The sequence below is a fragment of the Robertmurraya dakarensis genome (assembly GCF_900156875.1).
GTDB classification, from domain to species: Bacteria; Bacillota; Bacilli; order Bacillales; family Cytobacillaceae; genus Robertmurraya; species Robertmurraya dakarensis.
Genome location: NZ_LT707409.1, coordinates 2831697 through 2857705, shown reverse-complemented (window position 1 = coordinate 2857705; position 26009 = coordinate 2831697). Strand labels below are relative to the sequence as shown.

28 protein-coding genes and 2 riboswitches are annotated in these 26009 nt (G+C 38.9%); of the genes, 24 read left to right on the top strand and 4 right to left on the bottom strand.

The genetic code is table 11. The annotated features are described in order from the left end of the window. Positions 1–33 precede the first annotated feature (33 nt). The 4 genes from CZ487_RS22745 (at position 34) to CZ487_RS22730 (ending at position 3680) form a co-directional block, all read left to right on the top strand. Positions 34–570, top strand: a complete 537-nt coding sequence (locus tag CZ487_RS22745) for a GbsR/MarR family transcriptional regulator (RefSeq protein ID WP_077214664.1) — start codon at positions 34–36, stop codon at positions 568–570. Positions 571–824: 254 nt separating this feature from the next. Beyond that, the gene (locus CZ487_RS22740) at positions 825–1727 is read left to right on the top strand and encodes a glycine betaine ABC transporter substrate-binding protein (RefSeq protein WP_077214662.1); all 903 of its coding nucleotides are present in this window, start codon (positions 825–827) and stop codon (positions 1725–1727) included. A gap of 128 nt (positions 1728–1855) precedes the next feature. After that, positions 1856–2584 (top strand): MOSC domain-containing protein, encoded by a 729-nt coding sequence (locus CZ487_RS22735; protein WP_077214659.1) that lies wholly within the window; start codon positions 1856–1858, stop codon positions 2582–2584. 178 nt (positions 2585–2762) lie between these two features. Next, entirely contained in the window at positions 2763–3680 is a 918-nt protein-coding gene (locus CZ487_RS22730; protein WP_077214649.1) for a proline dehydrogenase family protein, read from the top strand. A 123-nt stretch (positions 3681–3803) separates the two neighbouring features. Here CZ487_RS22730 and CZ487_RS22725 read toward each other — a convergent pair whose 3' ends face one another. After that, the gene (locus tag CZ487_RS22725; RefSeq protein ID WP_077214646.1) at positions 3804–3935 is read right to left on the bottom strand and encodes a YuzL family protein; all 132 of its coding nucleotides are present in this window, start codon (positions 3933–3935) and stop codon (positions 3804–3806) included. A 227-nt stretch (positions 3936–4162) separates the two neighbouring features. Here CZ487_RS22725 and CZ487_RS22720 point away from each other — a divergent pair, with 227 nt between their 5' ends. The 19 genes from CZ487_RS22720 (at position 4163) to sufB (ending at position 23151) form a co-directional block, all read left to right on the top strand. Beyond that, positions 4163–6547 (top strand): 3-hydroxyacyl-CoA dehydrogenase/enoyl-CoA hydratase family protein, encoded by a 2385-nt coding sequence (locus tag CZ487_RS22720; protein WP_077214644.1) that lies wholly within the window; start codon positions 4163–4165, stop codon positions 6545–6547. A gap of 132 nt (positions 6548–6679) precedes the next feature. Beyond that, positions 6680–7855, top strand: coding sequence for an acetyl-CoA C-acetyltransferase (locus CZ487_RS22715; RefSeq protein ID WP_077214637.1), 1176 nt, complete (start codon positions 6680–6682; stop codon positions 7853–7855). Between the two features lie 66 nt (positions 7856–7921). Next, positions 7922–9706, top strand: coding sequence for an acyl-CoA dehydrogenase family protein (locus CZ487_RS22710; protein ID WP_077214635.1), 1785 nt, complete (start codon positions 7922–7924; stop codon positions 9704–9706). 199 nt (positions 9707–9905) lie between these two features. Beyond that, positions 9906–10262, top strand: a complete 357-nt coding sequence (locus CZ487_RS22705; RefSeq protein WP_077214632.1) for an arsenate reductase family protein — start codon at positions 9906–9908, stop codon at positions 10260–10262. 94 nt (positions 10263–10356) lie between these two features. Then, complete coding sequence (gene gcvH, locus CZ487_RS22700) at positions 10357–10740, top strand: glycine cleavage system protein GcvH (RefSeq protein WP_077214622.1); 384 nt, start codon at positions 10357–10359, stop codon at positions 10738–10740. Positions 10741–10869: 129 nt separating this feature from the next. Continuing rightward, on the top strand, positions 10870–11109 hold the full coding sequence (locus CZ487_RS22695; RefSeq protein ID WP_077214619.1) for a YusG family protein: 240 nt from the start codon (positions 10870–10872) through the stop codon (positions 11107–11109). A 189-nt stretch (positions 11110–11298) separates the two neighbouring features. Beyond that, positions 11299–11655: a toprim domain-containing protein gene (locus tag CZ487_RS22690; RefSeq protein ID WP_077214615.1), complete on the top strand. Its 357-nt coding sequence runs from the start codon at positions 11299–11301 to the stop codon at positions 11653–11655. Between the two features lie 6 nt (positions 11656–11661). Then, the gene (locus tag CZ487_RS22685) at positions 11662–11970 is read left to right on the top strand and encodes a thioredoxin family protein (protein WP_077214613.1); all 309 of its coding nucleotides are present in this window, start codon (positions 11662–11664) and stop codon (positions 11968–11970) included. A gap of 208 nt (positions 11971–12178) precedes the next feature. Then, entirely contained in the window at positions 12179–12544 is a 366-nt protein-coding gene (locus CZ487_RS22680; protein ID WP_077214603.1) for a hypothetical protein, read from the top strand. 43 nt (positions 12545–12587) lie between these two features. Continuing rightward, positions 12588–12688: riboswitch (SAM riboswitch) on the top strand. Between the two features lie 75 nt (positions 12689–12763). Continuing rightward, positions 12764–14077, top strand: a complete 1314-nt coding sequence (locus CZ487_RS22675; RefSeq protein WP_077214601.1) for an O-acetylhomoserine aminocarboxypropyltransferase/cysteine synthase family protein — start codon at positions 12764–12766, stop codon at positions 14075–14077. Between the two features lie 86 nt (positions 14078–14163). After that, a riboswitch (SAM riboswitch) is annotated at positions 14164–14277 on the top strand. 252 nt (positions 14278–14529) lie between these two features. Beyond that, positions 14530–15501, top strand: coding sequence for a methionine ABC transporter ATP-binding protein (locus CZ487_RS22670; RefSeq protein ID WP_202617898.1), 972 nt, complete (start codon positions 14530–14532; stop codon positions 15499–15501). After that, positions 15494–16162 (top strand): methionine ABC transporter permease, encoded by a 669-nt coding sequence (locus CZ487_RS22665; protein ID WP_077214596.1) that lies wholly within the window; start codon positions 15494–15496, stop codon positions 16160–16162. Before CZ487_RS22670 ends, CZ487_RS22665 begins: the two co-directional genes overlap by 8 nt. Positions 16163–16173: 11 nt before the next feature. Continuing rightward, complete coding sequence (locus CZ487_RS22660; RefSeq protein ID WP_077214593.1) at positions 16174–17037, top strand: MetQ/NlpA family ABC transporter substrate-binding protein; 864 nt, start codon at positions 16174–16176, stop codon at positions 17035–17037. Positions 17038–17388: 351 nt separating this feature from the next. Beyond that, positions 17389–17550, top strand: a complete 162-nt coding sequence (locus tag CZ487_RS28200) for a YuzK family famiily protein (protein ID WP_474091361.1) — start codon at positions 17389–17391, stop codon at positions 17548–17550. 375 nt (positions 17551–17925) lie between these two features. Beyond that, positions 17926–18711 (top strand): Fe-S cluster assembly ATPase SufC, encoded by a 786-nt coding sequence (gene sufC, locus CZ487_RS22650; RefSeq protein ID WP_077214580.1) that lies wholly within the window; start codon positions 17926–17928, stop codon positions 18709–18711. Positions 18712–18728: 17 nt separating this feature from the next. Then, on the top strand, positions 18729–20039 hold the full coding sequence (gene sufD / locus CZ487_RS22645) for a Fe-S cluster assembly protein SufD (protein ID WP_077214577.1): 1311 nt from the start codon (positions 18729–18731) through the stop codon (positions 20037–20039). Further along, positions 20039–21268: a cysteine desulfurase gene (locus CZ487_RS22640; RefSeq protein ID WP_077214567.1), complete on the top strand. Its 1230-nt coding sequence runs from the start codon at positions 20039–20041 to the stop codon at positions 21266–21268. Before sufD ends, CZ487_RS22640 begins: the two co-directional genes overlap by 1 nt. Beyond that, positions 21258–21698, top strand: coding sequence for a Fe-S cluster assembly sulfur transfer protein SufU (sufU, locus tag CZ487_RS22635; RefSeq protein ID WP_077214538.1), 441 nt, complete (start codon positions 21258–21260; stop codon positions 21696–21698). The genes CZ487_RS22640 and sufU overlap by 11 nt, the downstream gene beginning before the upstream one ends. A gap of 55 nt (positions 21699–21753) precedes the next feature. Further along, complete coding sequence (gene sufB / locus CZ487_RS22630) at positions 21754–23151, top strand: Fe-S cluster assembly protein SufB (protein ID WP_077214537.1); 1398 nt, start codon at positions 21754–21756, stop codon at positions 23149–23151. Positions 23152–23240: 89 nt separating this feature from the next. On the opposite strand, the gene CZ487_RS22625 is transcribed toward sufB, so the two are convergent. Both CZ487_RS22625 and CZ487_RS22620 read right to left on the bottom strand, forming a co-directional pair. After that, positions 23241–24404, bottom strand: a complete 1164-nt coding sequence (locus tag CZ487_RS22625) for a tyrosine-type recombinase/integrase (protein WP_077214534.1) — start codon at positions 24402–24404, stop codon at positions 23241–23243. Between the two features lie 16 nt (positions 24405–24420). Next, positions 24421–24843, bottom strand: a complete 423-nt coding sequence (locus tag CZ487_RS22620) for a helix-turn-helix domain-containing protein (RefSeq protein ID WP_077214531.1) — start codon at positions 24841–24843, stop codon at positions 24421–24423. Positions 24844–25009: 166 nt separating this feature from the next. Here CZ487_RS22620 and CZ487_RS22615 point away from each other — a divergent pair, with 166 nt between their 5' ends. Then, positions 25010–25300 carry a helix-turn-helix domain-containing protein gene (locus CZ487_RS22615; RefSeq protein ID WP_077214511.1) on the top strand — a complete coding sequence of 97 codons (291 nt, stop codon included), beginning with the start codon at positions 25010–25012 and terminating at the stop codon, positions 25298–25300. 148 nt (positions 25301–25448) lie between these two features. Here the strand turns inward: CZ487_RS22615 and CZ487_RS22610 are convergent, their stop codons facing one another. After that, complete coding sequence (locus CZ487_RS22610; RefSeq protein WP_077214510.1) at positions 25449–25964, bottom strand: helix-turn-helix domain-containing protein; 516 nt, start codon at positions 25962–25964, stop codon at positions 25449–25451. Positions 25965–26009 lie beyond the last annotated feature (45 nt).

Genomic DNA, 26009 nt, shown 5'->3' with positions numbered 1-26009 from the left:
TAATTCAATTAAGTTATGGATGTGAAATAGTACATGAATGGAAAAGAACAACTGGATCAAGCCCGGGAGCGTGTTATTGAAACAATGGCTCAGAATATGAATCTGTACGGAGTCACAGATTCTATAGGCAGATTATATGGAATGCTTTATTTCCATGATGAACCGATGACTCTTGATGATATGAAAGAAGAACTTGGCATGAGCAAAACTTCTATGAGTACTTCAGTTAGGCACTTATTAGAGCTGAAAATGGTTGAAAAAGTTTGGAAAAAAGGGATTAGGAAGGATCTATACAAAGTTGAGGAAGACTGGTATCAATCCTTCACAGATTATTTCAATATTAAATGGAGATACGGTATAGCGCGTAATATCTTGGCTATTGAAAAGTCCATGACCGAACTAAATAAGCTGGTTGCATCTGAAGATACCGATGAGGAAGTCCGTGCTGAGGCAAAAGCTGATCTTATGAAGCTTCAAAATGCCTTGAATTATTATGATTGGATTGAGCGCTTTATCGATTGCTTGGAGTCAGGCAAAATCTTTGAAATCGTGCCTAGAAAAGAACATTGATTAAAAGTTCGAAAGGAGTAACTTGCAATCTCTAACAGAGAAAGAGGGGATTGAATAAAAGTTACTTGTAATAAAACATAGTAGTTCTATGTATTTACTATATTATATCGCTAAAGTATTTTTATGATGCAGTTTGGCAGAGGAGGATGTGAACTTTCGACTTTCTTGTACAACAAGTTCTTTTAGTATGCGGAGTATCCCGGTTAAAGGAGTACTGTACAAGGAGTCGTATATATAAAAGGGGGAAATGTATTTTGTTTAAAAGAATTTTCGGAGTTACATCAGCATTAGCTTTATCAATAGGCCTAACAGCTTGTGGTGGAAGCGAAGAAACAACCAGTGAAAGTACTTCTATAGGTGAACAACTCGATTATCAAATTGTCGGAATTGACCCAGGGGCTGGTCTTATGGATATGACCATCAATAAAGTACTGCCAGAGTATGGTCTTGACGAAAAATGGGAAGTATCGGAAGGATCCGGTGCTGCTATGACTGCAGCATTGAAAAAAGCTTATGACGCGGAAGAACCTATTATCGTAACAGGCTGGATTCCACACTGGAAATTTTCTGAATTTGATCTGAAAATGCTCGAAGATCCAAAAGGGGCGTTTGGCGGTGAAGAAGATATCAACACGATTGTTCGCCAAGGTCTTAAGGAAGATCTGCCTGGTGCGTATACATTCTTTGATCAATTTCAATGGGAACCGGAGCATCTTCAAGACGTCATGGTGAAAATTGAAAGCGGTCTAGAAGGGCAAGAAGCAGCAAAAGAATGGGTTGAAAGCAATGAGGACTTAGTAAATACTTGGATTGAAGGGGTAGAGCCTGGAAACGGAGCTGAAGTAAAAGTGACGTATGTGGCTTGGTCTGATGTGATTGCTAGTTCCAATGTTGTGAAATATGTATTGGAAAATAAATTAGATTATACTGTGAATTTAATTCAAGTCGATGCTGGACCAATGTGGGCGAGTGTTGCGGATGGAAGTGCGGATGCAATGGTAGGTGCATGGCTGCCGACAACACATGCTGCATACTATGAAGAATATAAAGAAGATTTTGAGGACCTCGGGGTTAACCTGACTGGTACTCGAAATGGACTGGTTGTTCCTGCTTATACGGAAATTGATTCTATTGAAGACTTAATAGATGAAGAGTAGTTCTAAATATAGATATAACCAACAATAGAAGGACCTGCTTTCGACAGGTCCTTTTTTTCATCATAATTAGAGATGTGCAGGCTATTGTTAATTACGGAAGGTTTTAATTAGGGGGAGGAGTGAAATTCATGTTAATTGGTCAGATCAAAGAAATCGTTCGTCATCCAGTCAAATCCCTTCGCGGTGAAAGTGTAGAAAAAACAAAAATTATGGATTATGGTTTATATGGTGATCGCAGTCATGCTTATGTGGATGAAACAAACAATGGAGAATTCTTAACTATCACAAGGTTCCAAGAAATGGTTCGTTACAGTGCAAGATTTGCAGGTGAAGATACAGTAAATGTATATCCAAGAACAGAAGTCATTACACCTGAAGGAAAGGTTTTTGAGTGGGAAGATGAAGAATTGATAAAAGAATTGGAAAACAAATCGAAACGGAAAATTACGACGATTGAATACCCTCCATCACATGTACCTATTGGACCTATTGCAGTTGAGCATATTCAACTTGTATCCGATGCTTCGTTGGAAAAATTGAAAGAACTATGGGGGAAAACCGAGGTTGACCATAGGCGTTTTCGCCCAAATATCATTATCTCGTTAAAGGAAAAAATTCCGTTTATAGAAGAAACATGGTTTGGGAGAAAGATTAAAATTGGCAGTGAAGTAGAACTTCAGGTAAAAAGTCATTGTAAAAGGTGTATGATTACAACAGTTGATCCCGATAATGCAGCAAAAGATCCAAGTTTGCTGAAAACAATTGCTAAGGAAAGACAAAATCACTTTGGCGTGTATGCTTCTGTGATCAAAACAGGTGAAATTTTTGCAGGCGATGACATTCAACTTCTTGAATGATTTGTCCTATGCAGATAGTTAGAAAAACTGAATACTGTGGAGAAATGCGATTGTCCAACTAGGACAGCCGCATTTTTTTGTATCCAATAAATTTGTCATCTCTTAATCTAATATATCTTTATCTTTAATGCATTCTGTGCCTTTTTCTTTTATATAGTTATAGTGGGGAGGTGGCACCATGGAACAGCTATTACGAAGTTTTTTCTTATTTTTATCAAGAAATAGGATGTTAACGAAATTAGCCAAAAAGTATGGATTGCAGTTTGGAGCCTCTCGTTTTGTTGCCGGTGAATCAGTGGAGCATGCTGTCAAAGTCATAAAGGAGTTAAACCGCAATGGCTTGGATGTAACTCTCGATTATTTGGGAGAGTTTATTGATGACGAAAAAGAAGCGGAGGAAGTAGCGAGGCATTTAATAAGGGCGATAGAAGCGATCAGTACAAGTGACGTGAATTCACAGCTTTCTTTAAAACTAACTTCGCTGGGTCTAGATATTTCAGAACAGGCCGTTATGCAGAATATGAAGAGAATTTTAGAAGCTGCGGAAAAGCATCAAGTGTTTGTAACGATTGATATGGAGGATTATTCTCGCTGTGCAAAGACGCTTGCTATTTTTAAAGAATTAAAATCACGCTATGATCAGGTCGGAACGGTTCTGCAGGCATATTTGTATCGAACGGTTTCCGATTTAGAGGATTTACAGCCATATAAACCAAATTTACGCCTTGTGAAAGGGGCTTATAAAGAGTCGGAAAAAGTAGCTTATCCTGATAAAAATGATGTCGATAAGAATTTTAAAGAAATCATCAAGATGCATTTATTGAATGGAAATTATACAGCCATCGCTACCCATGATGAGAAGATTATTGAATATACGAAGCAGCTTGTTTCGGATCATCAAGTTTCAAAGGATCTGTTTGAGTTTCAGATGCTATACGGAATCCGCCCCGAACTTCAATTGAATTTGGTGCGCGAAGGCTATCGAATGCGCGTCTATGTCCCATATGGAACCGACTGGTATGGATACTTTATGCGCCGCCTGGCTGAACGTCCTGCAAATGTTGCATTTGTAATTAAGGGGATTGTAAAAAAGTAGCAAGACGGCCTCAAAAGTGACATGGGTCGGTAGTCAAAAGAGGCTATGAGGCAGTAAGCAAGTCCGAATAAGAGGTAACCAAAAACAGGCTGAATCTGTTTCAGCCTGTTTCCTCCACTCTAATTAGCGTTTATACTGGTTATTCTGACTGTTACGTTTGCCGCCGCCATCTCTTTCGACAGTTGGTCCTGCATCACCTTGTACACTTGCTGCACTTACGCCAGCTTTAGATGGGTTTTTCTTTGTTTTACCCATAGCTTTCACCTCCCATTGGTTACTAACATGACACTCCCACTATCATTCCCCTAATGATGACGGAACATAAAAGATGAAAATTTCAAAAAAAAGATAAAATTACGCATCTTAATATTGCGAAAATTTAAGAATTACTTTATTATAAAAATAACAGAAACTCATTTACATTTTTTTTAAGCAAAAAATGAATGAGGCTTCATTCAAGTGATGATAAGGGGGAAACGTAATTGATCCAGCAAATAAAAAAAGCAGCCGTTCTAGGATCTGGAGTAATGGGTTCGGGGATTGCAGCTCATCTAGCAAACATAGGTATTCAAACCTTGCTATTGGACATTGTACCTCGTGAATTAACTGAAGTAGAAAAAAAGAAGGGACTTACCCTTGAAGATAAGCAGGTTCGCAACCGCATTAGTTCGGAAGCACTTCAAAAGCTTTTAAAACAAAAGCCAGCACCGTTAACAGCCAAAAAGAATCTTGCCTTAATAGAGGCTGGAAACTTTGAAGATGATATAGAACGTTTAAGTGATGTTGACTGGGTGATCGAGGTTGTTGTAGAAAACTTAGCGATCAAACAACAAATTTTTGAAAAAGTCGACCAACACCGCAAGCCTGGAAGCATTATCAGCTCAAATACATCAGGGATTTCAGTCGAAGCAATGGCGGAAGGCAGATCAGAGGATTTTCAAAAGCATTTCCTGGGAACGCATTTTTTCAACCCGCCGCGTTACTTAAAGCTACTTGAAGTTATTCCTACTCAACATACTGCACCGGAAGTACTTACCTTTATGAAAACATTTGGGGAAGATGTGCTTGGCAAGGGAGTTGTTGAAGCGAAGGATACACCAAACTTTATCGCCAACCGCATTGGAACATACGGATTGCTTGTTACGGTACGGGAAATGCTCGCAGGCGGATATAGTGTCGGAGAAGTTGACTCGGTGACTGGTCCGTTAATTGGCCGTGCCAGCAGTGCGACATTTAGAACGCTTGATGTCGTAGGACTTGATACATTTGCTCATGTTGCCAAGAACGTCTATGACCAAGTAGATGGCGAAGAAAAGACGGTCTTTGAAATTCCATCCTTTATTCAAAAGATGATTGGAAACGGCTGGATTGGCAGTAAGTCTGGTCAAGGCTTTTTCGTGAAAAAAGGAAAAGAAATCTTAGAGCTTGACCCTGAAACATTAGAATATGGTCCTCGTAAAAAGCTGCAAGCTCCATCTGTTGAGATGAGCAAACAGGTAAAAGGATTAGACAATAAATTGAAAACGCTTATTTATGCAAATGACCGTGCAGGAGAGCTGTTATGGAAAACGCTAAGTCCGGTTTTCGTATATTCTGCAGAGTTATTAGGCAGCATCGCGGATGATATTGTCTCAATCGACAATGCGATGAAATGGGGCTTTGGCTGGCAGCAAGGGCCATTTGAAGCATGGGATGCCATTGGGGTTGAAAAATCAGTTCAGTTAATGGAAGAACAAGGTTTAACCGTTCCAAAATGGGTAAGAGAAATGCTCTCAAATGGGATCACCTCTTTCTATAAGGAAGAGAACGAAGAACGCTATTTCTATTGTAATGGAGAGTACGTCAGAATCCATGAAAATCCAAAGAACATTAACTTAAGCAAGATTAAGAAGCAAAACGGTGTCATTAAAAAGAATTCCGGTGCAAGCTTAATCGACATTGGCGACGGGGTTGCGCTTCTAGAGTTTCATTCGAAAAGCAATGCGATCGGTCTTGATATTCTGCAGATGATCAATTTTGCGATTGAAGAAGTAGAAAAGAACTATAAAGGTCTTGTTATCGGCAACCAAGGGAAAAACTTCTGTGTCGGTGCTAACCTTGGAATGATTTTAATGGAAGCTCAAGATGACAATATTTTTGAACTGGATATGGTCGTTCGCCAATTCCAGCAAGCTTCCATGAAAATTAAATACAGCAAAAAGCCGGTTGTCGCTGCGCCATTTGGAATGACACTAGGCGGCGGTGCAGAAGTTTGCCTGCCTGCGGCTCATGTTCAAGCTTCATCGGAAACGTATATGGGACTCGTTGAAGTGGGTGTTGGCTTAATTCCTGGAGGAGGCGGAAATAAAGAGCTTTATATGAAGCATCTTGAAAACCTTCCAAACGGAGTACAGTTTGACTTGCAGAACATTGCAAATAAAGTGTTTGAAACGGTTGCGATGGCGAAAGTGTCTACTTCCGGCGAAGAAGCGCGTGAAAACAATTTCTTAGACAATGCGGACGGCATTAGTATGAATGCAGATCATCTAATCTATGATGCGAAGCAAGCAGTACTGTCATTAGCCGATAAAGGCTACCGCCCGCCGCTGCGCAGGAAAGTTCCTGTTGCAGGTGAACCAGGATATGCAACTTTATTGCTAGGCGCTCAGGCGATGTTTGATTCTGGCTATATTTCAGAGCATGACCTGCATATTGCTAAAAAACTTGCATATGTAATTGCCGGCGGAAAAGTGCCATACGGTACAAAGGTAGATGAAGAGTACTTGCTTGATCTTGAAAGAGAGGCATTCCTAAGCTTAGTTGCCCATCCGAAATCACAGCAGCGAATGCAGCATATGCTTTTAAAAGGAAAACCATTACGAAATTAATAGAATAATAGATATATAAAACTGTTTACAAATCGATGGTGGGAATAGAGTGGTTGAAAAGATATCGGCAATTTCGTTGACTGATTTTAATCTAACTACTGAATTCCCACCTCTAGAAAGAGAGGGAATGAAATGAGAGAAGCGGTTATAGTGGCAGGAGCCCGCACCCCGGTAGGAAAAGCGAAAAAAGGATCCCTTGCACAGACAAGGCCTGATGATTTGGGAGCGTTGGTGGTTAAGGAAACATTGAAGCGTGCTGGAAATTATGAGGGAAATATTGATGACCTCATTATCGGCTGTGCGATGCCTGAGGCGGAGCAAGGACTTAATATGGCGCGTAACATTGGTGCACTGGCTGGCCTCCCAGATACGGTCCCAGCAATTACAATCAATCGCTATTGTTCTTCCGGGCTGCAATCAATTGCTTATGCTGCAGAAAGAATTATGATCGGCCATGCTGATACGATTATTGCCGGCGGAGCAGAATCTATGAGCATGGTCCCAATGATGGGGCATGTGCTTAGACCGAATTCAAAGCTCGCAGAAACGGCACCGCAATACTATATGGGAATGGGTCATACAGCAGAAGAAGTTGCAAAGAAATATGGCGTATCACGTGAAGATCAAGATGCTTTTGCGGTTCGCAGTCATCAAAAAGCAGCAAGAGCGATTGCTGAAGGAAAGTTTGTCGATGAGATTGTCCCAGTTGATGTGACGTTAAGATCTGTAGGGGCCAACAACAAATTGATCGAAAAGAATTTTCAGTTTAGCCAAGATGAAGGAGTCCGTGCTGATTCAACGGTAGAAACACTTGCAAAACTACGTCCGGCTTTTTCAGTAACGGGGTCTGTCACAGCGGGAAACTCTTCACAAACAAGTGATGGAGCAGCAGCTGTCATGGTCATGGATCGTGAGAAAGCCGATTCGCTGGGACTCGCACCAATGGCAAAATTCAGGTCATTCGCTGTAGGAGGAGTTCCTCCAGAAGTGATGGGAATCGGTCCAATCGTAGCGATACCTAAGGCGTTAAAATTAGCAGGATTAGAGCTATCAGATATCGGATTATTTGAACTAAATGAGGCATTTGCTTCCCAATCTCTTCAAGTAATCAGGGAACTTGGTTTAGATGAAGAAAAAGTCAATGTAAACGGCGGCGCAATTGCTCTAGGACATCCGCTAGGCTGTACAGGAGCAAAACTAACGCTAACTTTGATACATGAGATGAAGAGACGTAATCAACAGTTTGGTGTTGTAACGATGTGCATTGGCGGCGGAATGGGTGCTGCAGGAGTTTTTGAACTGCTATAGGAAAAGCTTGATTCGAAAAAAACAGGGAGTATATCGCTCCCTATCAATAGATTGGAGGAAATGAAAATGGCAAATGAAACTGAAAAGTTAGTTAAAGGTGGAAGTTTTTTAATAGAGGAAGTAACGTACGATCAAGTCTTCACACCAGAGGATTATAACGATGAGCAAAAAATGATTGCTAAAACATCTGAAGACTTCGTTATTAATGAAGTGTTGCCAGAAGTACCTTATTTAGAAAAGCATGAGTTCGATCGCTCTGTTAAATTATTGAAGCAGGCTGGGGAGCTTGGCCTTCTAGGGGCAGACGTTCCTGAAGAATTTGGCGGCTTAGGTCTTGATAAAATCAGTTCCGCATTGATTTCTGAAAAAATGTCAATCGCTGGCGGATTTGCGATTACACATGGTGCTCATGTCGGTATTGGATCACTTCCGATCGTATTATTCGGTAACGAAAATCAGAAGCAGAAGTATCTTCCGGAATTGGCTGTTGGGGATAAGATTGCAGCTTATGCCTTAACAGAACCAAGTTCGGGTTCTGACGCACTTGGTGCAAAAACAACTGCGAAATTAAATGAAGCTGGTACACATTATGTGCTGAACGGTGAGAAGCAATGGATTACAAACTCTGGATTCGCAGATGTATTCGTTGTATACGCTAAAATTGATGGCGATAAATTCTCTGCATTTATTGTTGAAAGAGATTTCCCAGGTGTTTCAACGGGTGCCGAGGAAGATAAAATGGGTATCAAGAGTTCATCTACGCGTACATTGATTCTTCAAGATGCAGAAGTTCCAGCAGAGAACTTGCTTGGTGAAATTGGCCGCGGTCATGTGATCGCATTCAATATTTTAAACATTGGCCGTTATAAGTTAGGTCTTGGTGCTTTAGGAGCATCTAAGCGTGCTATGGAAATCACGATCCCATATACAAATCAACGTCAGCAATTTAAGACACAGATTTCATCTTTCAATTTAACAAAGGAAAAATTATCAACGATGGCTTCTAAGGTGTATGCAGCTGAAAGCTCCATTTACCGTACTGTTGGCTTATTTGAAGAACGAATGAGCAAATTATCTGAAGAAGAGGCAAAGAACGGGCATGCGGTGGCAGCTTCGATTGCTGAATATGCAATTGAGTGTTCGCTAGGAAAGTTTTTCAATACAGAAGTTCTTGATTATGTAGTGGACGAAGGCGTTCAGTTACATGGCGGTTACGGCTTCATGGAAGAGTATGAAATTGCAAGAGCATACCGTGATTCACGTATTAACCGAATTTTTGAAGGAACAAATGAAATTAACCGTCTATTAGTGCTGGGAACATACTTGAAGAAAGCGCTAAAGAATGAACTGCCATTGTTCCAAAAGGCGCAAGCACTTCAAGCTGAGCTTATGATGCTTATGCCAGAAGAGCCAGGTGAAGAGCCGTTAGCACAAGAAAAATACTTGGTGAAAAATGCTAAGAAAATTGCTTTACTTGCAGCAGGCCTTGCAGCACAGAAATATGGCAAAGAGGTAGAAAAAGAACAAGAAATCTTTGTGAATGTAGCTGATATGGTCGCAAATGCTTATGCAATGGAATCAGTTGTGCTGCGTACGGAAAAAGCTATTGCGAAAGATGGTTTAGAAAAGAGCAAACAAAAGCTTCTTTATACACAAATTTTCTGCCAGGAAGCGTTCAATGAAATTGAAGCTGATGCAAAGGAAACACTGGTTGCAGTAGAACAAGGTGATACACTTCGCATGATGATGTCTGCGCTGCGCAAGTTTACGCGCCATACACCGATCAATGTCATTGGTAAAAAACGTGAAGCTTCAGAAAAGCTGATCGAAGCTGAAAAATTTGTTGTTTGATAAAAACGTTGTAAGTTAATCTTTTAGCTACTTGGCTCCCTTCAAGCTGAAGGGAGTTAATGTTATTTTGAAATAATTTAAAGGTGATTTTTGAAAGTAAAGCTCATTATTGTGAATTTGATTTTTGATATGTTACTATTCAAATAATCGTTGCAAAATTTATGCAAATCTGGATAAGATAACATTGGAAGGTGAGAGAATGGCATTAACTTTTTATTGGTATCCAAAATGCGGTACTTGTCGAAAAGCAAAGAAATGGTTGGATGACCATGGTATTGATTATGAAGATGTACATATTGTAGAAAATCCTCCTTCCCGGGCAGAATTGGAAGAGCTGTATAAGAAAAGTGGTTTAGAAATCAAAAAGTTCTTTAATACAAGCGGCATGAAGTATCGTGAGCTTGGCTTAAAAGACAAGGTTAAAACAGCGTCTGACGAGGAACTGCTTGATGTATTGTCGACAGATGGAATGCTGATTAAGCGCCCATTGTTAACGGATGGTGAGAAAGTGACAGTCGGCTTTAAAGAAGAGGATTATGAAAAGAACTGGCTTTAAAGAAGCCCGCTAACTGTTTGCAGCAACACAAGTGATGCTTGTTAAAAGGCCTTGCATTGCAGGGTTAAAATATTTGGTTTTTGGAGGGGTAAAGATGAGTGCACCAAAGGAATTACGTTATTCAGAAGAACATGAGTGGGTAAAAGTTGAAGGAGACAAGGTCCGTATTGGGATTACTGATTTTGCTCAGTCAGAATTAGGAGATATTGTCTTTGTTGAACTTCCAGAAGTTGGAGCTGAAATAACTGCGAATGAACCATTTGGCAGTGTTGAATCTGTTAAGACAGTTTCTGAATTATATGCACCGGTAAGCGGAAAAGTGGTTGAAGTGAATGAAGATCTTAACGACAGCCCTGAATTTGTTAATGAATCTCCATATGAAAAAGCATGGATGATTACTCTTGAGCCAGCAAATGTTGCTGATGTGGATAAACTAATGTCAGCGGATCAATACGAAGAAATGGTTAAAGAAGATTAATTGGTTGAGAAAGCGTCTCTGATGAGGCGCTTTTCATTTTTAATTTTTAACAATAAATCGGGAAAGCTAATCATGTAACCTTTATTATGACTAGAAGGGTGATTTTGAGATAGGAAAGGATGTTTCCCGATGACATTAAATCAGCAAAAAATAGATGTAACAAATCGAATCGTTGGTAAGTTAAATAATGGAGAAATAGAGCTTTTTTTAGAAAATGAAAAGATTGGTAAAATGACCATACCTCCTGGCAGTAATCTGCAGTTGGAGAACCATTTCGAAGGTAATATTCAGAATATTTATCAGCATGTCACTACGACGGATCAACCCAATGCTCGTTACACGGATTGTGACGAAGGGGGCTGGTGTTAAATAAACAGCGGTGGAAATCGCTGTTTATTTTTATACTTAAGAACGTGTAACCTTTCAAAAGGGTAAGCGTGCTATTCCGCCAATGTTAGTGTTTTTCTAATATCAGGGGTGAAATGCAGGAGAATTATGCCGCTAAATCGAATATGAATAATATAAGCAACATTATTACTCCGTTCATAGGTGATAAAAATGAATGTAGATCATGGTGAAAAGATCATTATCGTCGAAGGAATCAGTGACAAACGGAAAGTAAAAAACATCGTAGCGGAAGATATTGAAATAATTTGTACAAATGGTACCATTAGCTTGGCACGGCTTGATGAATTAATTGACTCTTTATTCGGAAAGGATGTGTACATTCTCGTTGATGCGGATTCTGCAGGAGAAAAACTAAGAAAGCAGTTTATTAGAGAGTTTCCTGAAGCAGAGCACCTTTATATTGATAAGATGTATCGCGAAGTGGCTACAGCACCGGATAACCATTTAGCGACTGTGCTTCTTGCAGCAAATATTGATGTACACACCCAGTTTTTAGATAGAGGGTGAGTAGTAATGAACGAATTGTCAAAACCGGAAATAGAGAAAAACATTAAGTCTGATGGGGATACTTGGTTATATCTCTATACACCTTTATGTGGAACATGTCAGGTTGCCGGAAAAATGATTTCGATAGTCGCGGAGTTAGTTCCACAAGTGCGATGGGGAAAATGTGATTTAAACTATATTCCTGAATACGCAGCAGATTGGGAAATAGAAAGTGTACCTTGTCTTCTTTTATTCAGGAATGGTCAGGTAAAGAAGAAGATTTATGCTTTTCAGTCAGTCCCCTTCCTATATGAAACAGTCAAAAACTCGACTTGAATTTACACAATCTCTTGCGAAATATGTTAGGAACCAACATATTTCTCGGGAAATGACAGACAATGCTATTTAAAATGATAGCATTGTCTTTTTTTGTTAAAGAAAGAGGCAGGAACCATGCAGGTCTTGTCGATTGATTTTAAAAGGAATCTCATATAAAGAAACGAATTACTTACTGGGAAAGGGATTGTTAAGGGGGTTGGCATTTTTGCGAAAACTCATGGAAATGTTTGTCGAGGAAGTGAACAGGAGAAAGCATCTATCATCATTACTAAAAGACGTATGCATCACTGTCGAAATAAAAAGCGGACAAGAGTTGCTGTTTTTAGTGGTCGAGGATGAGACACTTTCCATAGTTAATAAGGTGGATAAAAGGATTAATGTGAAAATTAATGGAGACCAGGAAGTTTTATCATCTCTTTTATTGGGTGAAATAAAGCTGCGGGAGGCAAAAAGGCGAAATTTGCTTCTGGTAGAATCAACTTTCCGAACATCCTTATTTTTAGAGAGTTTATTTAAGTTAGCTATGCCGGTTAAAAATGGACTAATTACTGAAGATGTATTGACTATTTAAAAAATTATATGATACTATTTCCCTAATACTAATAATTGAATAGTTCTTATCATGAGTGGTGGAGGGACTGGCCCTATGAAACCCGGCAACCGGTTTTTTTACACGGTGCTAAATCCTGCAGAGATATTCTCTGGTAGATAAGAAGAGAGTCGATCATAATCCCCCTCTTCTTAATAGAAGCGGGGTTTTTTATTTTAAATTAAAGGGAGTGGAAAACAAATGAGTGAGAAGAAAAATTATCGTTTAGAGACATTAGGTGTTCATGGCGGATTAAATCCTGATCCAGTAACAGGAGCTAGAGCTGTTCCGATTTACCAAAATAATGCTTATCAATTTAGAGATACGGAACATGCTGCAAACCTGTTTGGATTAAAAGAACCAGGCTATATTTATACTCGTATTCACAACCCAACGGTATCTGTTTTTGAAGAAAGAATGGCTCTTTTAGAAGGTGGAGTCGGTGCTTTAGCACTATCAAGCGGAATGTCAGCGATCACGATGTCGATCCTAAACTTAGCCGGTGCAGGAGATGAAATTGTCGCTGCAAGTAATTTATATGGCGGTACATATAATCTATTTGCTGTTACTCTTCCAAAATACGGAATTAATGTCAAATTTGTAGATGCGACTGATCCAGAGAATTTCAAAGCGGCGATTACTGATAAAACAAAAGCGCTTTTTGCTGAAACAATCGGTAACCCAAGCTTGCGAATATTAGATATTGAAAAGGTGGCTGATATTGCTCATGAAGCAGGAGTGCCGCTCATTATCGATAATACTTTTGCAACACCATACTTGTGCAGACCAATTGAATTTGGGGCAGATATTGTGATCCATTCTGCTACAAAATGGCTGTGCGGCAATGGGACAACACTTGGTGGAGTGATTGTGGATGGAGGAAACTTTGATTGGAATTCTCCAAAATTCCCTGGTTTCATTGAGCCGGACCCAAGCTACAATAATATTGTTTACAGTGAAGCGTTAGGAAATGTTGCTTATATTACCAAAGCTCGTGTTCAGCTTTTGAGAGATATTGGACCTCAAATTAGCCCGCAAAATGCATTCCAGCTTGTTCTTGGACTTGAAACACTTCATGTCAGAATGAAAGAACATGTGGCAAACACAAAAGTGATTATTGATTATTTAAATAATCATTCTGCTGTTAACTGGATTTCTTATCCAGGTGATGAAAAACACCCTGACAGAGCGTTGACGGACAAGTATCTGCCAAAAGGTGCTGGCTCTGTAGTTATATTTGGTATTGATGGCGGCCGTGTAGCGGGTGCGAAACTAATTAATAATCTTGAACTTTGGGCACATGTTGCGAATGTAGGGGATGCAAAGAGTTTGATTATTCATCCTGCAAGTACAACTCACCAGCAGCTTGATGCAGAAGGTTTAAAAGCAGCTGGAGTTCCGGAGGATTTAATCCGTATTTCTGTTGGAATTGAGAACGTAGAGGACTTGATTGAGGATCTTGAACAAGCGATTGAAAAAGCTACTGGTAAAACGTCTTTAACAGCTAAAGCATAAGCTCTTATTTTCGTTGACACACCTATCCTTCCGTGATACGATAGCTTTCGTGATAAAAAACGACACTACAACTATATAATTGTTTGCTCTTATCAAGAGTGGTGGAGGGATGTGCCCGATGAAACCCAGCAACCTTCAATAAAAGATGTTTATTGAAACGGTGCCAATTCACGCAAAGCTAAAGCTTTGGCAGATGAGAGAAAGGGATTTAGTCATACACTTGTGCCTTTCTGCTTATCCGCAGAAAGGCATTTTTAGGTACCTTAGGTACCTGGTACCGTTCGTGGACAGTGTCTTTCTGGTGTGGACAGTTCGGGCGGGTTGAATGATTTTTATCAATTGGTTAAAGATAACTTTTATATAGTAGTTTTTGCTTCGGATCTAGAGGGGTGAACATAGTGATTTCAATTAAAAATGTTAAGAAGATCTACTCATCGAAGTCTGGTAATGTCATGGCTGTGGATAATGTCAATATCGAGATCAAGGATGGAGAGATCTTTGGAGTTATTGGGTACAGCGGTGCCGGGAAGAGTACACTGATTAGAATGTTAAATGGTCTGGAGCTTCCCACTGAAGGGACTGTTACAGTAGCAGATAAAATTGTTTCAAAGATTAAGGGCAGCGAGTTACGAAAAGCAAGACAAGAAATCAGTATGATTTTTCAGCATTTTAACTTGCTTTGGTCAAGAACTGTTCGTGAAAATATTGCTTTTCCTTTAGAAATCGCTGGGATTGGTAAAAGTCAGCGAATGAAAAGGGTCGACGAATTAATCAAGCTTGTGGGTCTTGAAGGAAGAGAGGACTCTTACCCGTCCCAGCTAAGTGGAGGACAAAAACAAAGAGTGGGAATTGCGAGAGCCCTGGCGAATAACCCGAAGGTTCTACTCTGCGATGAAGCAACCTCTGCTTTGGACCCGCAAACAACCGATTCCATTCTAGAACTACTGGTTGATATTAATAAACGTCTTGGCTTAACGATTGTTCTGATCACACATGAAATGCATGTTATTCGTAAGATTTGTCATCGCGTGGCTGTGATGGAGGGTGGAAAGGTTGTGGAACTTGGGCCTGTTCTGGATGTTTTCAAAAATCCACAAGAAGAGATCACAAAGAGATTCGTACAGCAGGTGACAGAGCCTGAAGAAACAAAGGAAACAATTGAACATCTTCTTGAGCATATTCCGAATGGTAAAGTCATTCAGTTAGGTTTTGTTGGGGAGGCTGCTGAACAGCCGCTTATTACTAACTTGATACGGAACTTTAACGTCACGGTCAATATACTGCAGGGGAAAATTTCACAAACGCAAAATGGCTCATACGGAACATTATTTATTCATCTTGATGGTGCAGATGATGAGATCACAAAAGCGATCGATTATATCCATTCCCAGCAGGTTGGAGTGGAGGTGATGACAAATGCTTAACGGGCTGTTTCCAAATGTAAAGTGGGATAAAATGTGGGAAGCCACGGTTGAGACTCTCTATATGACAGGCGTTTCAGTTGTTGCTACATTTATTTTAGGACTTATATTAGGTTTATTACTCTTTTTGACAGCTAAAGGGAATATTTGGGAGAATGCATTTGTTAACAAAATCATCAGTTCGATTGTAAATATTTTTAGATCGATTCCATTTATTATCTTAATTGTCCTTTTAATTCCTTTTACAAAATCCATTATGGGAACGATGATCGGAGAAAATGCTGCCTTGCCGGCACTGATTATTGGTTCTGCTCCATTTTATGCAAGAATGGTAGAGATTGGTTTAAGAGAAATTGATAAAGGAGTCATTGAGGCGGCCAAATCAATGGGAGCTAAAACAAGTACCATTATATGGAAGGTTCTGCTTCCAGAATCGATGCCTGCCCTTATTTCGGGTATTACTGTTACCGCTATTGCGCTTGTAGGGTATACAGCAATGGCTGGGGTTATCGGTGCTGGCGGCTTAGGGAATTTAGCGTATTTAGAAGGTTTCCAGCGCAGCCGAAATGATGTTGTACTTATGGCAACAATTATTATCTTAATTATTGTTTTTATCCTCCAATTTATTGGAGATGTTATAACAAATAAATTAGACAAGAGATAGGAGTTTTCAACATGAAAAAATGGTTAAGTTTACTATTAGCAGTTTCATTTGTCCTTTTACTCGCTGCTTGTGGCGGTGGAAATGCTGAGGAAGAACCAACAGAAGGTGGAGAAGCAGAAGGAGATACAGCTACTGAAGAAACAACAACATTAGTAGTGGGAGCTTCAAACGTACCGCATGCTGAAATTTTAGAAGAAGCAAAGTCTTTGTTGGAAGAAAAAGGAATTGAATTACAAATTGAAACTTTCCAAGATTATGTTCTGCCAAACCAAGCACTTGAAGCTGGCGACTTAGATGCCAACTACTTCCAGCATATTCCTTATTTAGAAGGGCAAATTGCGGAACATGGTTTTGACTTTGTGAATGCAGGCGGTATTCATATTGAGCCAATCGGTGTTTATTCACAAGAATACAAGAGCTTAGATGAACTTCCAGATGGCGCTCATATCATCATTAGTAACTCTGTTGCTGACCATGGCCGCATTTTAAGCATGCTTGAAAAAGAAGGTCTTATCAAATTGAATGAAGAAGTTGAAAAAACAACTGCAACGATAGATGATATCATTGAAAACCCTAAAAATTTAGAGTTCGATACAGAATATGAGGCATCACTGCTTCCGCAGATCTTTAACAATGGGGAAGGCGATGCTGTACTCATTAACTCAAACTATGCAATCGATGCTGGATTAAATCCGCTTGAAGATTCAATTGCAATCGAAGAAAGCGATTCTCCATATGTCAACGTGATTGCTGTACGCAGTGAAGATGAAAATAAAGAAGCGATTAAGACATTAGTTGAGGTGCTTCGTTCAGAGGAAATCCAAAACTTCATCTTAGAAAAATATGAAGGTGCGGTAGTACCGGTAACTGAATAAGACAGAATAAACAGGTATCCGAATGGATATCTGTTTTTTTACCATTTACTTTCCGTCCAACTAAGAGCCCATCCTGCTTAGTTATTACATCAAATGTGCTGATTTGTTTTGTCTAATCACAGTCTTTCGTATGATAATAAAGTAATCCGCCATAATTGTAAGTATATATACGGTGTACTTCTTCCTACAAGCTGACAACAAACTTCACGAGGATATATTCCGAATTTTCAGCTTTGTAGATTAGAAATAAACTTGTTAAAATATCTTACATAATCGTTGTTGCCTTGTGAATGTTGAAAACTGAAGGGAAGGGTTCTTATCAGTCAGTTAAATCTGAATTATACGAGTGATATGGAGAAAGCCATGCAGGGATCACATAAGATTAACTATGCAACTTATAGTCGAAAGCATGAAGAAAGAATGCGGGTCGAGAAAAGGCGCCAGGAGAATTATTTACAATGTCAGAGGCTTGTAGCCGATTTGGTTCGCAAGCATCTATATAGAGGATCATAATTTTAAAAAAATGGAAACCAATGCTGACAGAGGCATTGGTTTTTTTGTTATAATGAAGAAGGTCTTTATCAACAAGCCTAGCTTCATTCTCATTTAGAGCTTCATACATACAATAAATACAAAAGGAAAAAATATAGTAGACGAGCTATTCTGTACAGAACAGAATAAGATAGTTATCAGAAAAGACTGAAAAATAAAGGAGTATTTACTTTAACAATAAAAATTATTCATTTATTTTAATATGATTAAACCCTGCTAAAGAGTTGCTATCACATTTCATTTGTTATAAGATTGTAATGAGAATAAAATGAGAATAGAGTTTTTACTTAATTCAACAAGATCATAACTTTTTTATAATTATGGAGGTATTTAAATATGGCTGGATCTACTTTAACAATTAAGGATCTTCATGTTTCTATTGAAGATAAAGAGATACTAAAAGGTGTTAACCTTGAAATAAAAGGCGGAGAAATCCACGCGATCATGGGACCAAACGGTACTGGTAAGTCAACTTTATCATCTGCTATTATGGGTCATCCAAAATATGAAGTAACATCTGGAAGCGTTACACTTGATGGTGAAGACGTTCTTGAAATGGAAGTAGATGAACGTGCACGTGCTGGTCTATTCTTAGCAATGCAGTATCCAAGTGAAATCACTGGTGTCACAAATGCAGACTTCTTACGTTCAGCAATCAATAGCCGCCGTGAAGAAGGAGATGAAATCTCCCTAATGAAATTCATCCGCAAAATGGATGAAAAAATGGAGTTCCTAGAAATGGACCCAGATATGGCGCAGCGTTATTTAAATGAAGGGTTCTCTGGCGGGGAGAAGAAACGCAATGAAATTCTTCAATTAATGATGATTGAACCTAAATTTGCAATCCTTGATGAAATTGACTCTGGTCTTGACATCGACGCATTAAAGGTTGTTTCAAAAGGAATCAATGAAATGCGCAATGAAGAGTTTGGATGCTTAATCATCACTCACTATCAACGTCTATTAAATTATATTACTCCTGACCATGTCCATGTGATGATGCAAGGACGTATTGTGAAATCCGGCGGACCAGAGCTTGCACAGCGCTTAGAAGCTGAAGGATACGATTGGATTAAGAAAGAGCTTGGTATTGAAGACGAAACCGTTGGGCAAGAAGCATAAGCGTTAGGAGGATACTCATGACAACAGAAATAAAATTACCATTTGATAAGGAGTATATCAGCTCTTTTTCTAAAGAGATGGGTGAACCAGCTTGGTTTACAGAACTCCGTATAGAAGCACTAGAGAAAGCAGAAACATTACCGCTTCCTAGACCAGATAAAACGAAAATTGATAAATGGAACTTCACTCAATTTGATAAGCATATTGTGAAAAGTGATGATTTTGCTTCACTTAATGAACTTCCAGAAGAAGTAAGAGCTTTAGTAGATATTGAAGCGGGCGATCAAAATTTATATATTCAACGTAATAATCGTCCTTCTATTTTGTCTGTTTCAAAAGAACTTCAAGATAAAGGTGTTATCTTTGTTGATATTTTCACAGCAGTGCGTGAACATGGAGAACTTTTACAAAAGTACTACATGAAGGATGCTGTAAAACCAGATGAGAATAAGCTTACTAGTCTTCATGCTGCATTGCTGAATGGCGGAGTATTCTTATATGTTCCAAAAAATGTTGAAATCTCATCACCAATTCAAGCGGTTTTCATTCATGATGAAGAAGAAGCTAACTTGTTTAACCATGTGTTAGTAGTGGCTGAGGATAACAGCTCTGTCACTTATGTTGAGAACTACATTTCTACTGTTGACTCTTCAAACGGTGTGTTTAACATCGTTACTGAAGTGGTTGCTAATACAAATGCAAGAGTTCAATACGGTGCAGTTGACACATTAGCAAAAGGGACGACAGCTTATGTGAATCGCCGCGGAATTGCAGGAAGAGATGCACAAATCCAATGGGCACTTGGATTGATGAATGATGGAAATACCATTTCTGAAAATGTAACGAACCTAATGGGTGATGGATCTGTAGGGGATACAAAGACAGTTGTGGTTGGCCGTGGAGAACAAATCCAGAATTTCACAACAAAAGTTGTTCATTTTGGAAAGCATTCACAAGGATATATTCTAAAACATGGTGTTATGAAGGATAAAGCAAGCTCTATTTTTAATGGAATCGGAAAAATTGAGCATGGTGCAAGTAAATCTGATGCACAGCAGGAATCACGTGTGTTAATGCTTAGTGATGGTGCGCGCGGTGATGCGAACCCAATCCTTTTAATTGATGAAGATGATGTTACAGCTGGCCATGCCGCATCTGTCGGTCGTGTTGATCCAGTTCAGCTTTATTATTTAATGAGCAGAGGGATTTCTCAAACAGAAGCAGAAAGATTAATCATTCACGGTTTCTTGGCTCCAGTTGTGAACGAACTGCCGATCGAAGGAGTAAAGAAACAGCTGCGTGAGGTTATTGAAAGGAAAGTAAATTAATGAATATCCAAGATATTCGTTCTTATTTCCCAATTCTGCATCAAGAAGTGAACGGTAATCCCCTTGTTTATTTGGATAGTGCAGCAACATCGCAAAAACCTGTAAAGGTAATTGAGGCTTTAGACGAATACTATCGCGAATATAACTCAAATGTTCATCGCGGCGTTCATACGCTGGGAACAAGAGCGACAGATGGTTATGAAGGCGCGAGAGAAAAGGTTCGAAAGTTTATTAATGCAAAACATATTCAAGAGATTATTTTTACGAGAGGAACAACAACCTCTTTAAATACAGTTGCAGCAAGCTATGCGAGAGCAAACCTAAAAGAAGGCGATGAAATTGTGATCACCTATATGGAGCATCACAGCAATATCATCCCCTGGCAGCAGGTTGCAAAGTCCACTGGTGCAACATTGAAATATATTCCTTTACAAGAGGACGGAACGATCTCTTTAGAGGATGTTAGAAATACGGTTTCGACCAATACAAAAATTGTTTCGGTCATGCAGGTATCAAATGTTCTTGGAGTTATTAACCCGATTAAAGAAATTACAAAAATTGCCCATGAAAATGGTGCGATTATGGTTGTAGACGGAGCGCAGTCAACACCGCATATGAATGTAGATGTCCAAGATTTAGATTGTGATTTCTTTGCCTTATCAGGGCATAAAATGTGTGGTCCAACAGGCATTGGGGTCCTATATGGCAAGAAAGAACTTCTAGAAAATATGGAGCCAGTTGAGTTTGGAGGAGAGATGATTGACTTTGTTGATCTCTATGACTCTACTTGGAAAGAGCTTCCATGGAAATTTGAAGGCGGAACCCCAATCATTGCTGGTGCAATTGGCTTGGGAGCTGCGATTGACTTTCTAGAAGAAATCGGGCTTGATAACATTCAAGCTCATGAGCATAAGCTTGCAGCCTATGCGCTTAATAAAATGAATGAAGTGGAAGGAATGACGATTTATGGTCCGAAAGATGCTTCGAAAAAAGCAGGCGTTGTGACCTTTAATATCGCTGATGTCCATCCGCATGATGTGGCAACTGTTCTAGATGCAGAAGGAATTGCCGTTCGTGCTGGCCACCACTGCGCACAGCCATTGATGAAATGGCTGAAAGCTTCAGCCACTGCTCGTGCAAGCTTCTACTTGTATAATTCCGAAGATGAGATTGATAAGCTCGTCGAAGGGCTTGTTAAAACAAAGGAGTATTTCAGCGATGTCTTTTAATAATTTAGATACTCTCTATCGACAAGTGATTATGGATCATTATAAGAAGCCCCGTAATAAAGGTGTACTGGAAGATGACAGCCTGACGATTAATATGAATAATCCTACATGCGGGGATCGTATTCAGCTTTCATTAAAAGTGGAAGATGGCAAAGTCGTTGACGCAAAGTTTGAAGGAGAAGGATGTTCGATCTCCATGTCCTCCGCTTCAATGATGACACAAGCGATTAAAGGGCAGAATATTGAGGATGCGTTAAAGCTTTCAAAAATATTTTCCGATATGATGCAAGGCAAGGATTACGACGAAGATTTAGACTTAGGGGATATAGAAGCACTCCAAGGTGTATCAAAGTTCCCAGCGCGAATTAAATGTGCAACTTTGGCTTGGAAGGCAATGGAAAAAGGTCTAAACGACGGTGACAAACAATAATAAAGTGATAAGGGGAGATAATCCCCTGTCACTTTAAGAATGGAGGAATACGACGATGGCAAAAAAAGCGCCTGAGATCGGTGATTATAAATATGGCTTTCATGATAAAGATATTTCCATCTTCCGATCAAAACGTGGTCTTACACGTGAGATTGTAGAAGAAATATCTAAAATGAAGCAGGAGCCTCAGTGGATGCTCGACTTCCGCCTAAAGTCATTGGAACATTTCTATAATATGCCAATGCCTCAATGGGGGGGAGACTTAAACTCATTAAACTTTGATGAAATTACCTACTATGTTAAACCATCTGAAAAAACAGAACGTTCATGGGATGAAGTTCCTGATGAAATTAAGCAGACATTTGATAAGCTTGGTATTCCGGAAGCGGAACAAAAGTATTTAGCGGGTGTATCTGCTCAGTACGAATCAGAAGTTGTTTATCATAACATGCAGGAAGACTTGGAAAATTTAGGGATTGTCTTTAAGGATACTGACTCTGCACTTAGAGAAAACGAAGATATTTTCCGTGAGCATTGGGCAAAAGTTATTCCTCCGACGGATAACAAGTTTGCTGCACTAAACTCAGCTGTTTGGTCTGGTGGATCTTTTATCTACGTTCCTAAAGGTGTAAAAGTAGATACACCATTACAAGCTTACTTCCGTATCAACTCAGAAAATATGGGACAATTTGAACGGACATTAATCATTGTTGATGAAGGTGCACATGTACACTATGTTGAAGGTTGTACGGCTCCTGTTTACACAACAAACTCATTGCACAGTGCGGTTGTTGAAATTATTATTAAAAAAGGCGCTTACTGCCGTTATACAACAATCCAAAACTGGGCTAACAATGTATTCAACCTTGTTACAAAGCGTGCTGTTTGTGAAGAAAATGCGACAATGGAATGGATTGATGGTAACATTGGTTCTAAACTAACGATGAAGTATCCTGCCGTAATCTTAAAAGGTGAAGGTGCTCGTGGTTTGACGCTTTCTATCGCGATTGCAGGTAAAGGACAGCACCAAGATGCAGGTGCAAAAATGATTCATTTGGCGCCAAACACATCTTCAACGATTGTGTCAAAATCAATCTCTAAACACGGCGGTAAAGTAACATATCGTGGTATTGTTCATTTTGGCCGTAGAGCGGATGGAGCTCGTTCTAATATCGAGTGCGATACACTGATTATGGATAATAAATCTACATCAGATACAATCCCTTACAATGAGATCCTTAACGATAATATCTCACTTGAACATGAAGCTAAGGTTTCAAAAGTATCTGAAGAACAATTATTCTATCTAATGAGCCGTGGTGTTTCTGAGCAAGAAGCAACAGAAATGATCGTAATGGGCTTCATTGAACCATTTACGAAAGAACTTCCAATGGAATATGCAGTTGAAATGAACCGCCTGATCAAGTTCGAAATGGAAGGTTCTATCGGATAATAAAGAAAAAACCCCGTTATATCGGGGTTTTTCTTATATTTGGCTCGTGCCGAGTTTGCCTTCTAGCCAAGTTTTTGCCAAGTAAGTTTTTATCTTGAGGTGTATGCAGAGAATTTTGCAAGCTCATCTGTTTGTATTTTATTAGTGATATGCCCATAAGTTCTACTTAATTCCTTCGTATCTTTATGACCTAATCTTTTTGCTACATAAATTTCACTTACACCTGATTCAAGTAATAAGGTGGCGTGGGTGTGCCTAAAAGCGTGCAAGCCTCTATATTCAACTTCGGAAGCTTGATGATAGTTCTGAATCGTTTCACGAATGATTGATGGTGTGAGATAATGCCCGTTGTAATTTTGAAAGATAATGCTGTCTTCATTTTTGTGGAATCTTGGATTCCCTAAAATCAATTCATTTTGCTTTGCCTTGAATTTTTTCAGTTCTCGAATTACTTCATCTTCAATTTGAATTGTACGGTACGAGCAATTGTTTTTTAATGTTGAAATGATTACTTTGTTATTATCATCCCGACTTGTTTGTTTATTGATATTGACCATATTTCCTTCGATATCATCCCATCTTAAAGCAAGAGCTTCTGATATCCTTAAACCAGTTTTGTAGAGGAAGAAAATCAACATGTAATATATTCGGTATTCGGGGAACCGTTGATGCTTGTACGTTTTTAAATAGTCCAAAAGCTGATTCATTTCCTCTAGGCTGAAATACTTCACCTTTTCATCTTCTTTTTTCAAAGCAACATTATCCTGCACTTCTATCTTCAATCTATCTGCCGGATTATCTCCAAGTACCCGAAGTTCTTGGACAGCATAAAACAAAATGCTTTTAATCACTGAAAGATATTTACGTCTTGAACCAATTGAGTATTTTGGCTTTCCACTCTTGTCGCATTCACCGAAAGCTGCAAGCCAATCTTTTATTTCAATTCTTGTGATTTTTGCAACCTTTTTGTGACCAAATGCAGGCATCACATGATTTCTTATAATCACTTCGAGTTGCCTATAGGTTGAATCTTTGGTTGTGCGCTTTTTCCATTTCAGCCATTCTTCCACAACAAACTCGAAGGGTGTATTTTTATTTGTTATATTTTGACCCAAGTCTTTTCTTTCTTCCGCTTTTCCTGCAGCTATTTCAGCTTCCCTACTCGTTCTGAAAGTCCCAATGCTTACTAGTTTTCCATCCTTGTGAACACGGACTTGATATTTTCCGCTTGATAATTTTCTTATGTTTGCCATGATGCATTTTCCCCTTTCAATCCTTTAAAACAATTTCGATAAGGCTTCTTATTTTTGCTTTTTCTTCTGTTGTCAGAAGCCTGTCCTGAAAAAATAGTGGACGATTGGAATCCAGTAAAAAATCAAGGTAGAATGGCTCTTGTTCTTCTTCCTTTTCAATTTCTTCTTGTATAAGTGACCAGTCTCTATCTTCTCTTTCGTTTTTCATTCTTATATAATCATCTGGGTCAATATATCCTGCTGCTACCATTAAATCCTCGTATGGAACTTCTAAGCTTTCTGAAAGCTTTTCTAATACTTCAATTGATGGCTTAACACGTTTCCCACTTTCAAGCTGTGAAATATACATAGCGGTAATCCCAGTTAGTTCCCCAAGTTTATTCATTGAAAGATTTTTTTCTTTTCTTTTCGTTTTGAGATACTTTCCAAAACTCTTCATTAAAAATCCCCTCCTTTCATTCACAGTATATCTAAAAATTTTAATTTGTAAACTGATAGTTTGCATTTGTTTTTTAATTGTGTTAATTTGCATTATATAAACTGACAGTTTGTATTTTGCTTTGTGAAATGTATTAAAAACAATAACCAACTAAGGAGGAACTGACATGATTAACTTTTCTATTGATGAAAGTGAATTTAAAGAATTGTATTTAGAGGAAATCCGAAAAAGGGCGGAGGAAGTTGAACGTCAAACAATATTTATGGATACAAAGGAACTTTGTAAAATGCTTATGTTAAGCAGACCAACGGTAGAAAAATTATTTATATACAATCCGGATTTTCCTTCTATACGGGTGGGAAAGAAGTGGTTATTCCATCGTAAAGACGTAGAGGAATATATCAATCGTTGGAAAATAGATGTTAGAAAAAAAGGTGGCGTCATAGAATGGGATTAGAGCACTTATTAAGGCAGTCACTTTTTTAGTGGCTGCCTTCTTTGCGCTCCAAGAATATATTTATCGAATACCCTTAAAACGCCGGGGAATGGCCTTTACGGGCCTCTGTGGGCGTATGGTTAAATTGTAAAGGGAAGCCAAAGGCGTGTTATTCTATTTTAGCATTTTGCCAATTGGCGGAGTTTTCATTCGGGTTTAGATTGCTTAAAAGAGCATCTAGAAATGTTTTTAATAGTTGCCTTTGTTTGTCCGTAAAAGTGATTCCTTTATAATTTAATGTTTTCTCAGCATTCAGCAGCCGATCTAAATCAAAAAATCTTTTCATGATTTCTGCTTCTGTAAGCGCTCTGGTAGTCATAACCCTATCCTCTGGATTAAAAACATTTTCCTCATAAGGTACTTTAAATAATAAATTTCCTTTATTCAATGTATCGCCAAAAGGAATGGGTATAGCAGTATGACCGGCTGCTTTTAGAAATTCAACATAGTCAGCTTGCAATACTTCAGCAAGTCGTTCTAAAACCTCTGCAGAAGGTATTCCACGTTTTCCATTTTCCACGTTTGAGATATAAGATGCTGATACATTAGTCAGATCAGCTAGCCTTCTTGTTGTCAAAGAATTGCGTTTTCGTAAATCCTTCAAATAACTCCCGAATTTGTTCATATGTAAAGCCTCCTGTTCTGTTGTGCCTTACATCAGTATTGCCAT

What these genes read in the sequence shown, in the direction of transcription:
- CZ487_RS22625 (WP_077214534.1), bottom strand. Translation starts at nt 24,404, where the DNA reads ATGGCAAACATAAGAAAATTATCAAGCGGAAAATATCAAGTCCGTGTT.
- CZ487_RS22610 (WP_077214510.1), bottom strand. Translation starts at nt 25,964, where the DNA reads ATGAACAAATTCGGGAGTTATTTGAAGGATTTACGAAAACGCAATTCT.
- CZ487_RS22670 (WP_202617898.1), top strand. Translation starts at nt 14,530, where the DNA reads ATGGCTGTGGATAATGTCAATATCGAGATCAAGGATGGAGAGATCTTT.
- CZ487_RS22690 (WP_077214615.1), top strand. Translation starts at nt 11,299, where the DNA reads ATGAATGTAGATCATGGTGAAAAGATCATTATCGTCGAAGGAATCAGT.
- CZ487_RS28200 (WP_474091361.1), top strand. Translation starts at nt 17,389, where the DNA reads ATGGAGAAAGCCATGCAGGGATCACATAAGATTAACTATGCAACTTAT.
- CZ487_RS22615 (WP_077214511.1), top strand. Translation starts at nt 25,010, where the DNA reads ATGATTAACTTTTCTATTGATGAAAGTGAATTTAAAGAATTGTATTTA.
- CZ487_RS22735 (WP_077214659.1), top strand. Translation starts at nt 1,856, where the DNA reads ATGTTAATTGGTCAGATCAAAGAAATCGTTCGTCATCCAGTCAAATCC.
- CZ487_RS22675 (WP_077214601.1), top strand. Translation starts at nt 12,764, where the DNA reads ATGAGTGAGAAGAAAAATTATCGTTTAGAGACATTAGGTGTTCATGGC.
- sufB (WP_077214537.1), top strand. Translation starts at nt 21,754, where the DNA reads ATGGCAAAAAAAGCGCCTGAGATCGGTGATTATAAATATGGCTTTCAT.
- CZ487_RS22695 (WP_077214619.1), top strand. Translation starts at nt 10,870, where the DNA reads ATGACATTAAATCAGCAAAAAATAGATGTAACAAATCGAATCGTTGGT.
- sufD (WP_077214577.1), top strand. Translation starts at nt 18,729, where the DNA reads ATGACAACAGAAATAAAATTACCATTTGATAAGGAGTATATCAGCTCT.
- CZ487_RS22620 (WP_077214531.1), bottom strand. Translation starts at nt 24,843, where the DNA reads ATGAAGAGTTTTGGAAAGTATCTCAAAACGAAAAGAAAAGAAAAAAAT.
- gcvH (WP_077214622.1), top strand. Translation starts at nt 10,357, where the DNA reads ATGAGTGCACCAAAGGAATTACGTTATTCAGAAGAACATGAGTGGGTA.
- sufU (WP_077214538.1), top strand. Translation starts at nt 21,258, where the DNA reads ATGTCTTTTAATAATTTAGATACTCTCTATCGACAAGTGATTATGGAT.
- CZ487_RS22725 (WP_077214646.1), bottom strand. Translation starts at nt 3,935, where the DNA reads ATGGGTAAAACAAAGAAAAACCCATCTAAAGCTGGCGTAAGTGCAGCA.
- sufC (WP_077214580.1), top strand. Translation starts at nt 17,926, where the DNA reads ATGGCTGGATCTACTTTAACAATTAAGGATCTTCATGTTTCTATTGAA.
- CZ487_RS22685 (WP_077214613.1), top strand. Translation starts at nt 11,662, where the DNA reads ATGAACGAATTGTCAAAACCGGAAATAGAGAAAAACATTAAGTCTGAT.
- CZ487_RS22705 (WP_077214632.1), top strand. Translation starts at nt 9,906, where the DNA reads ATGGCATTAACTTTTTATTGGTATCCAAAATGCGGTACTTGTCGAAAA.
- CZ487_RS22660 (WP_077214593.1), top strand. Translation starts at nt 16,174, where the DNA reads ATGAAAAAATGGTTAAGTTTACTATTAGCAGTTTCATTTGTCCTTTTA.
- CZ487_RS22715 (WP_077214637.1), top strand. Translation starts at nt 6,680, where the DNA reads ATGAGAGAAGCGGTTATAGTGGCAGGAGCCCGCACCCCGGTAGGAAAA.
- CZ487_RS22710 (WP_077214635.1), top strand. Translation starts at nt 7,922, where the DNA reads ATGGCAAATGAAACTGAAAAGTTAGTTAAAGGTGGAAGTTTTTTAATA.
- CZ487_RS22730 (WP_077214649.1), top strand. Translation starts at nt 2,763, where the DNA reads ATGGAACAGCTATTACGAAGTTTTTTCTTATTTTTATCAAGAAATAGG.
- CZ487_RS22665 (WP_077214596.1), top strand. Translation starts at nt 15,494, where the DNA reads ATGCTTAACGGGCTGTTTCCAAATGTAAAGTGGGATAAAATGTGGGAA.
- CZ487_RS22745 (WP_077214664.1), top strand. Translation starts at nt 34, where the DNA reads ATGAATGGAAAAGAACAACTGGATCAAGCCCGGGAGCGTGTTATTGAA.
- CZ487_RS22640 (WP_077214567.1), top strand. Translation starts at nt 20,039, where the DNA reads ATGAATATCCAAGATATTCGTTCTTATTTCCCAATTCTGCATCAAGAA.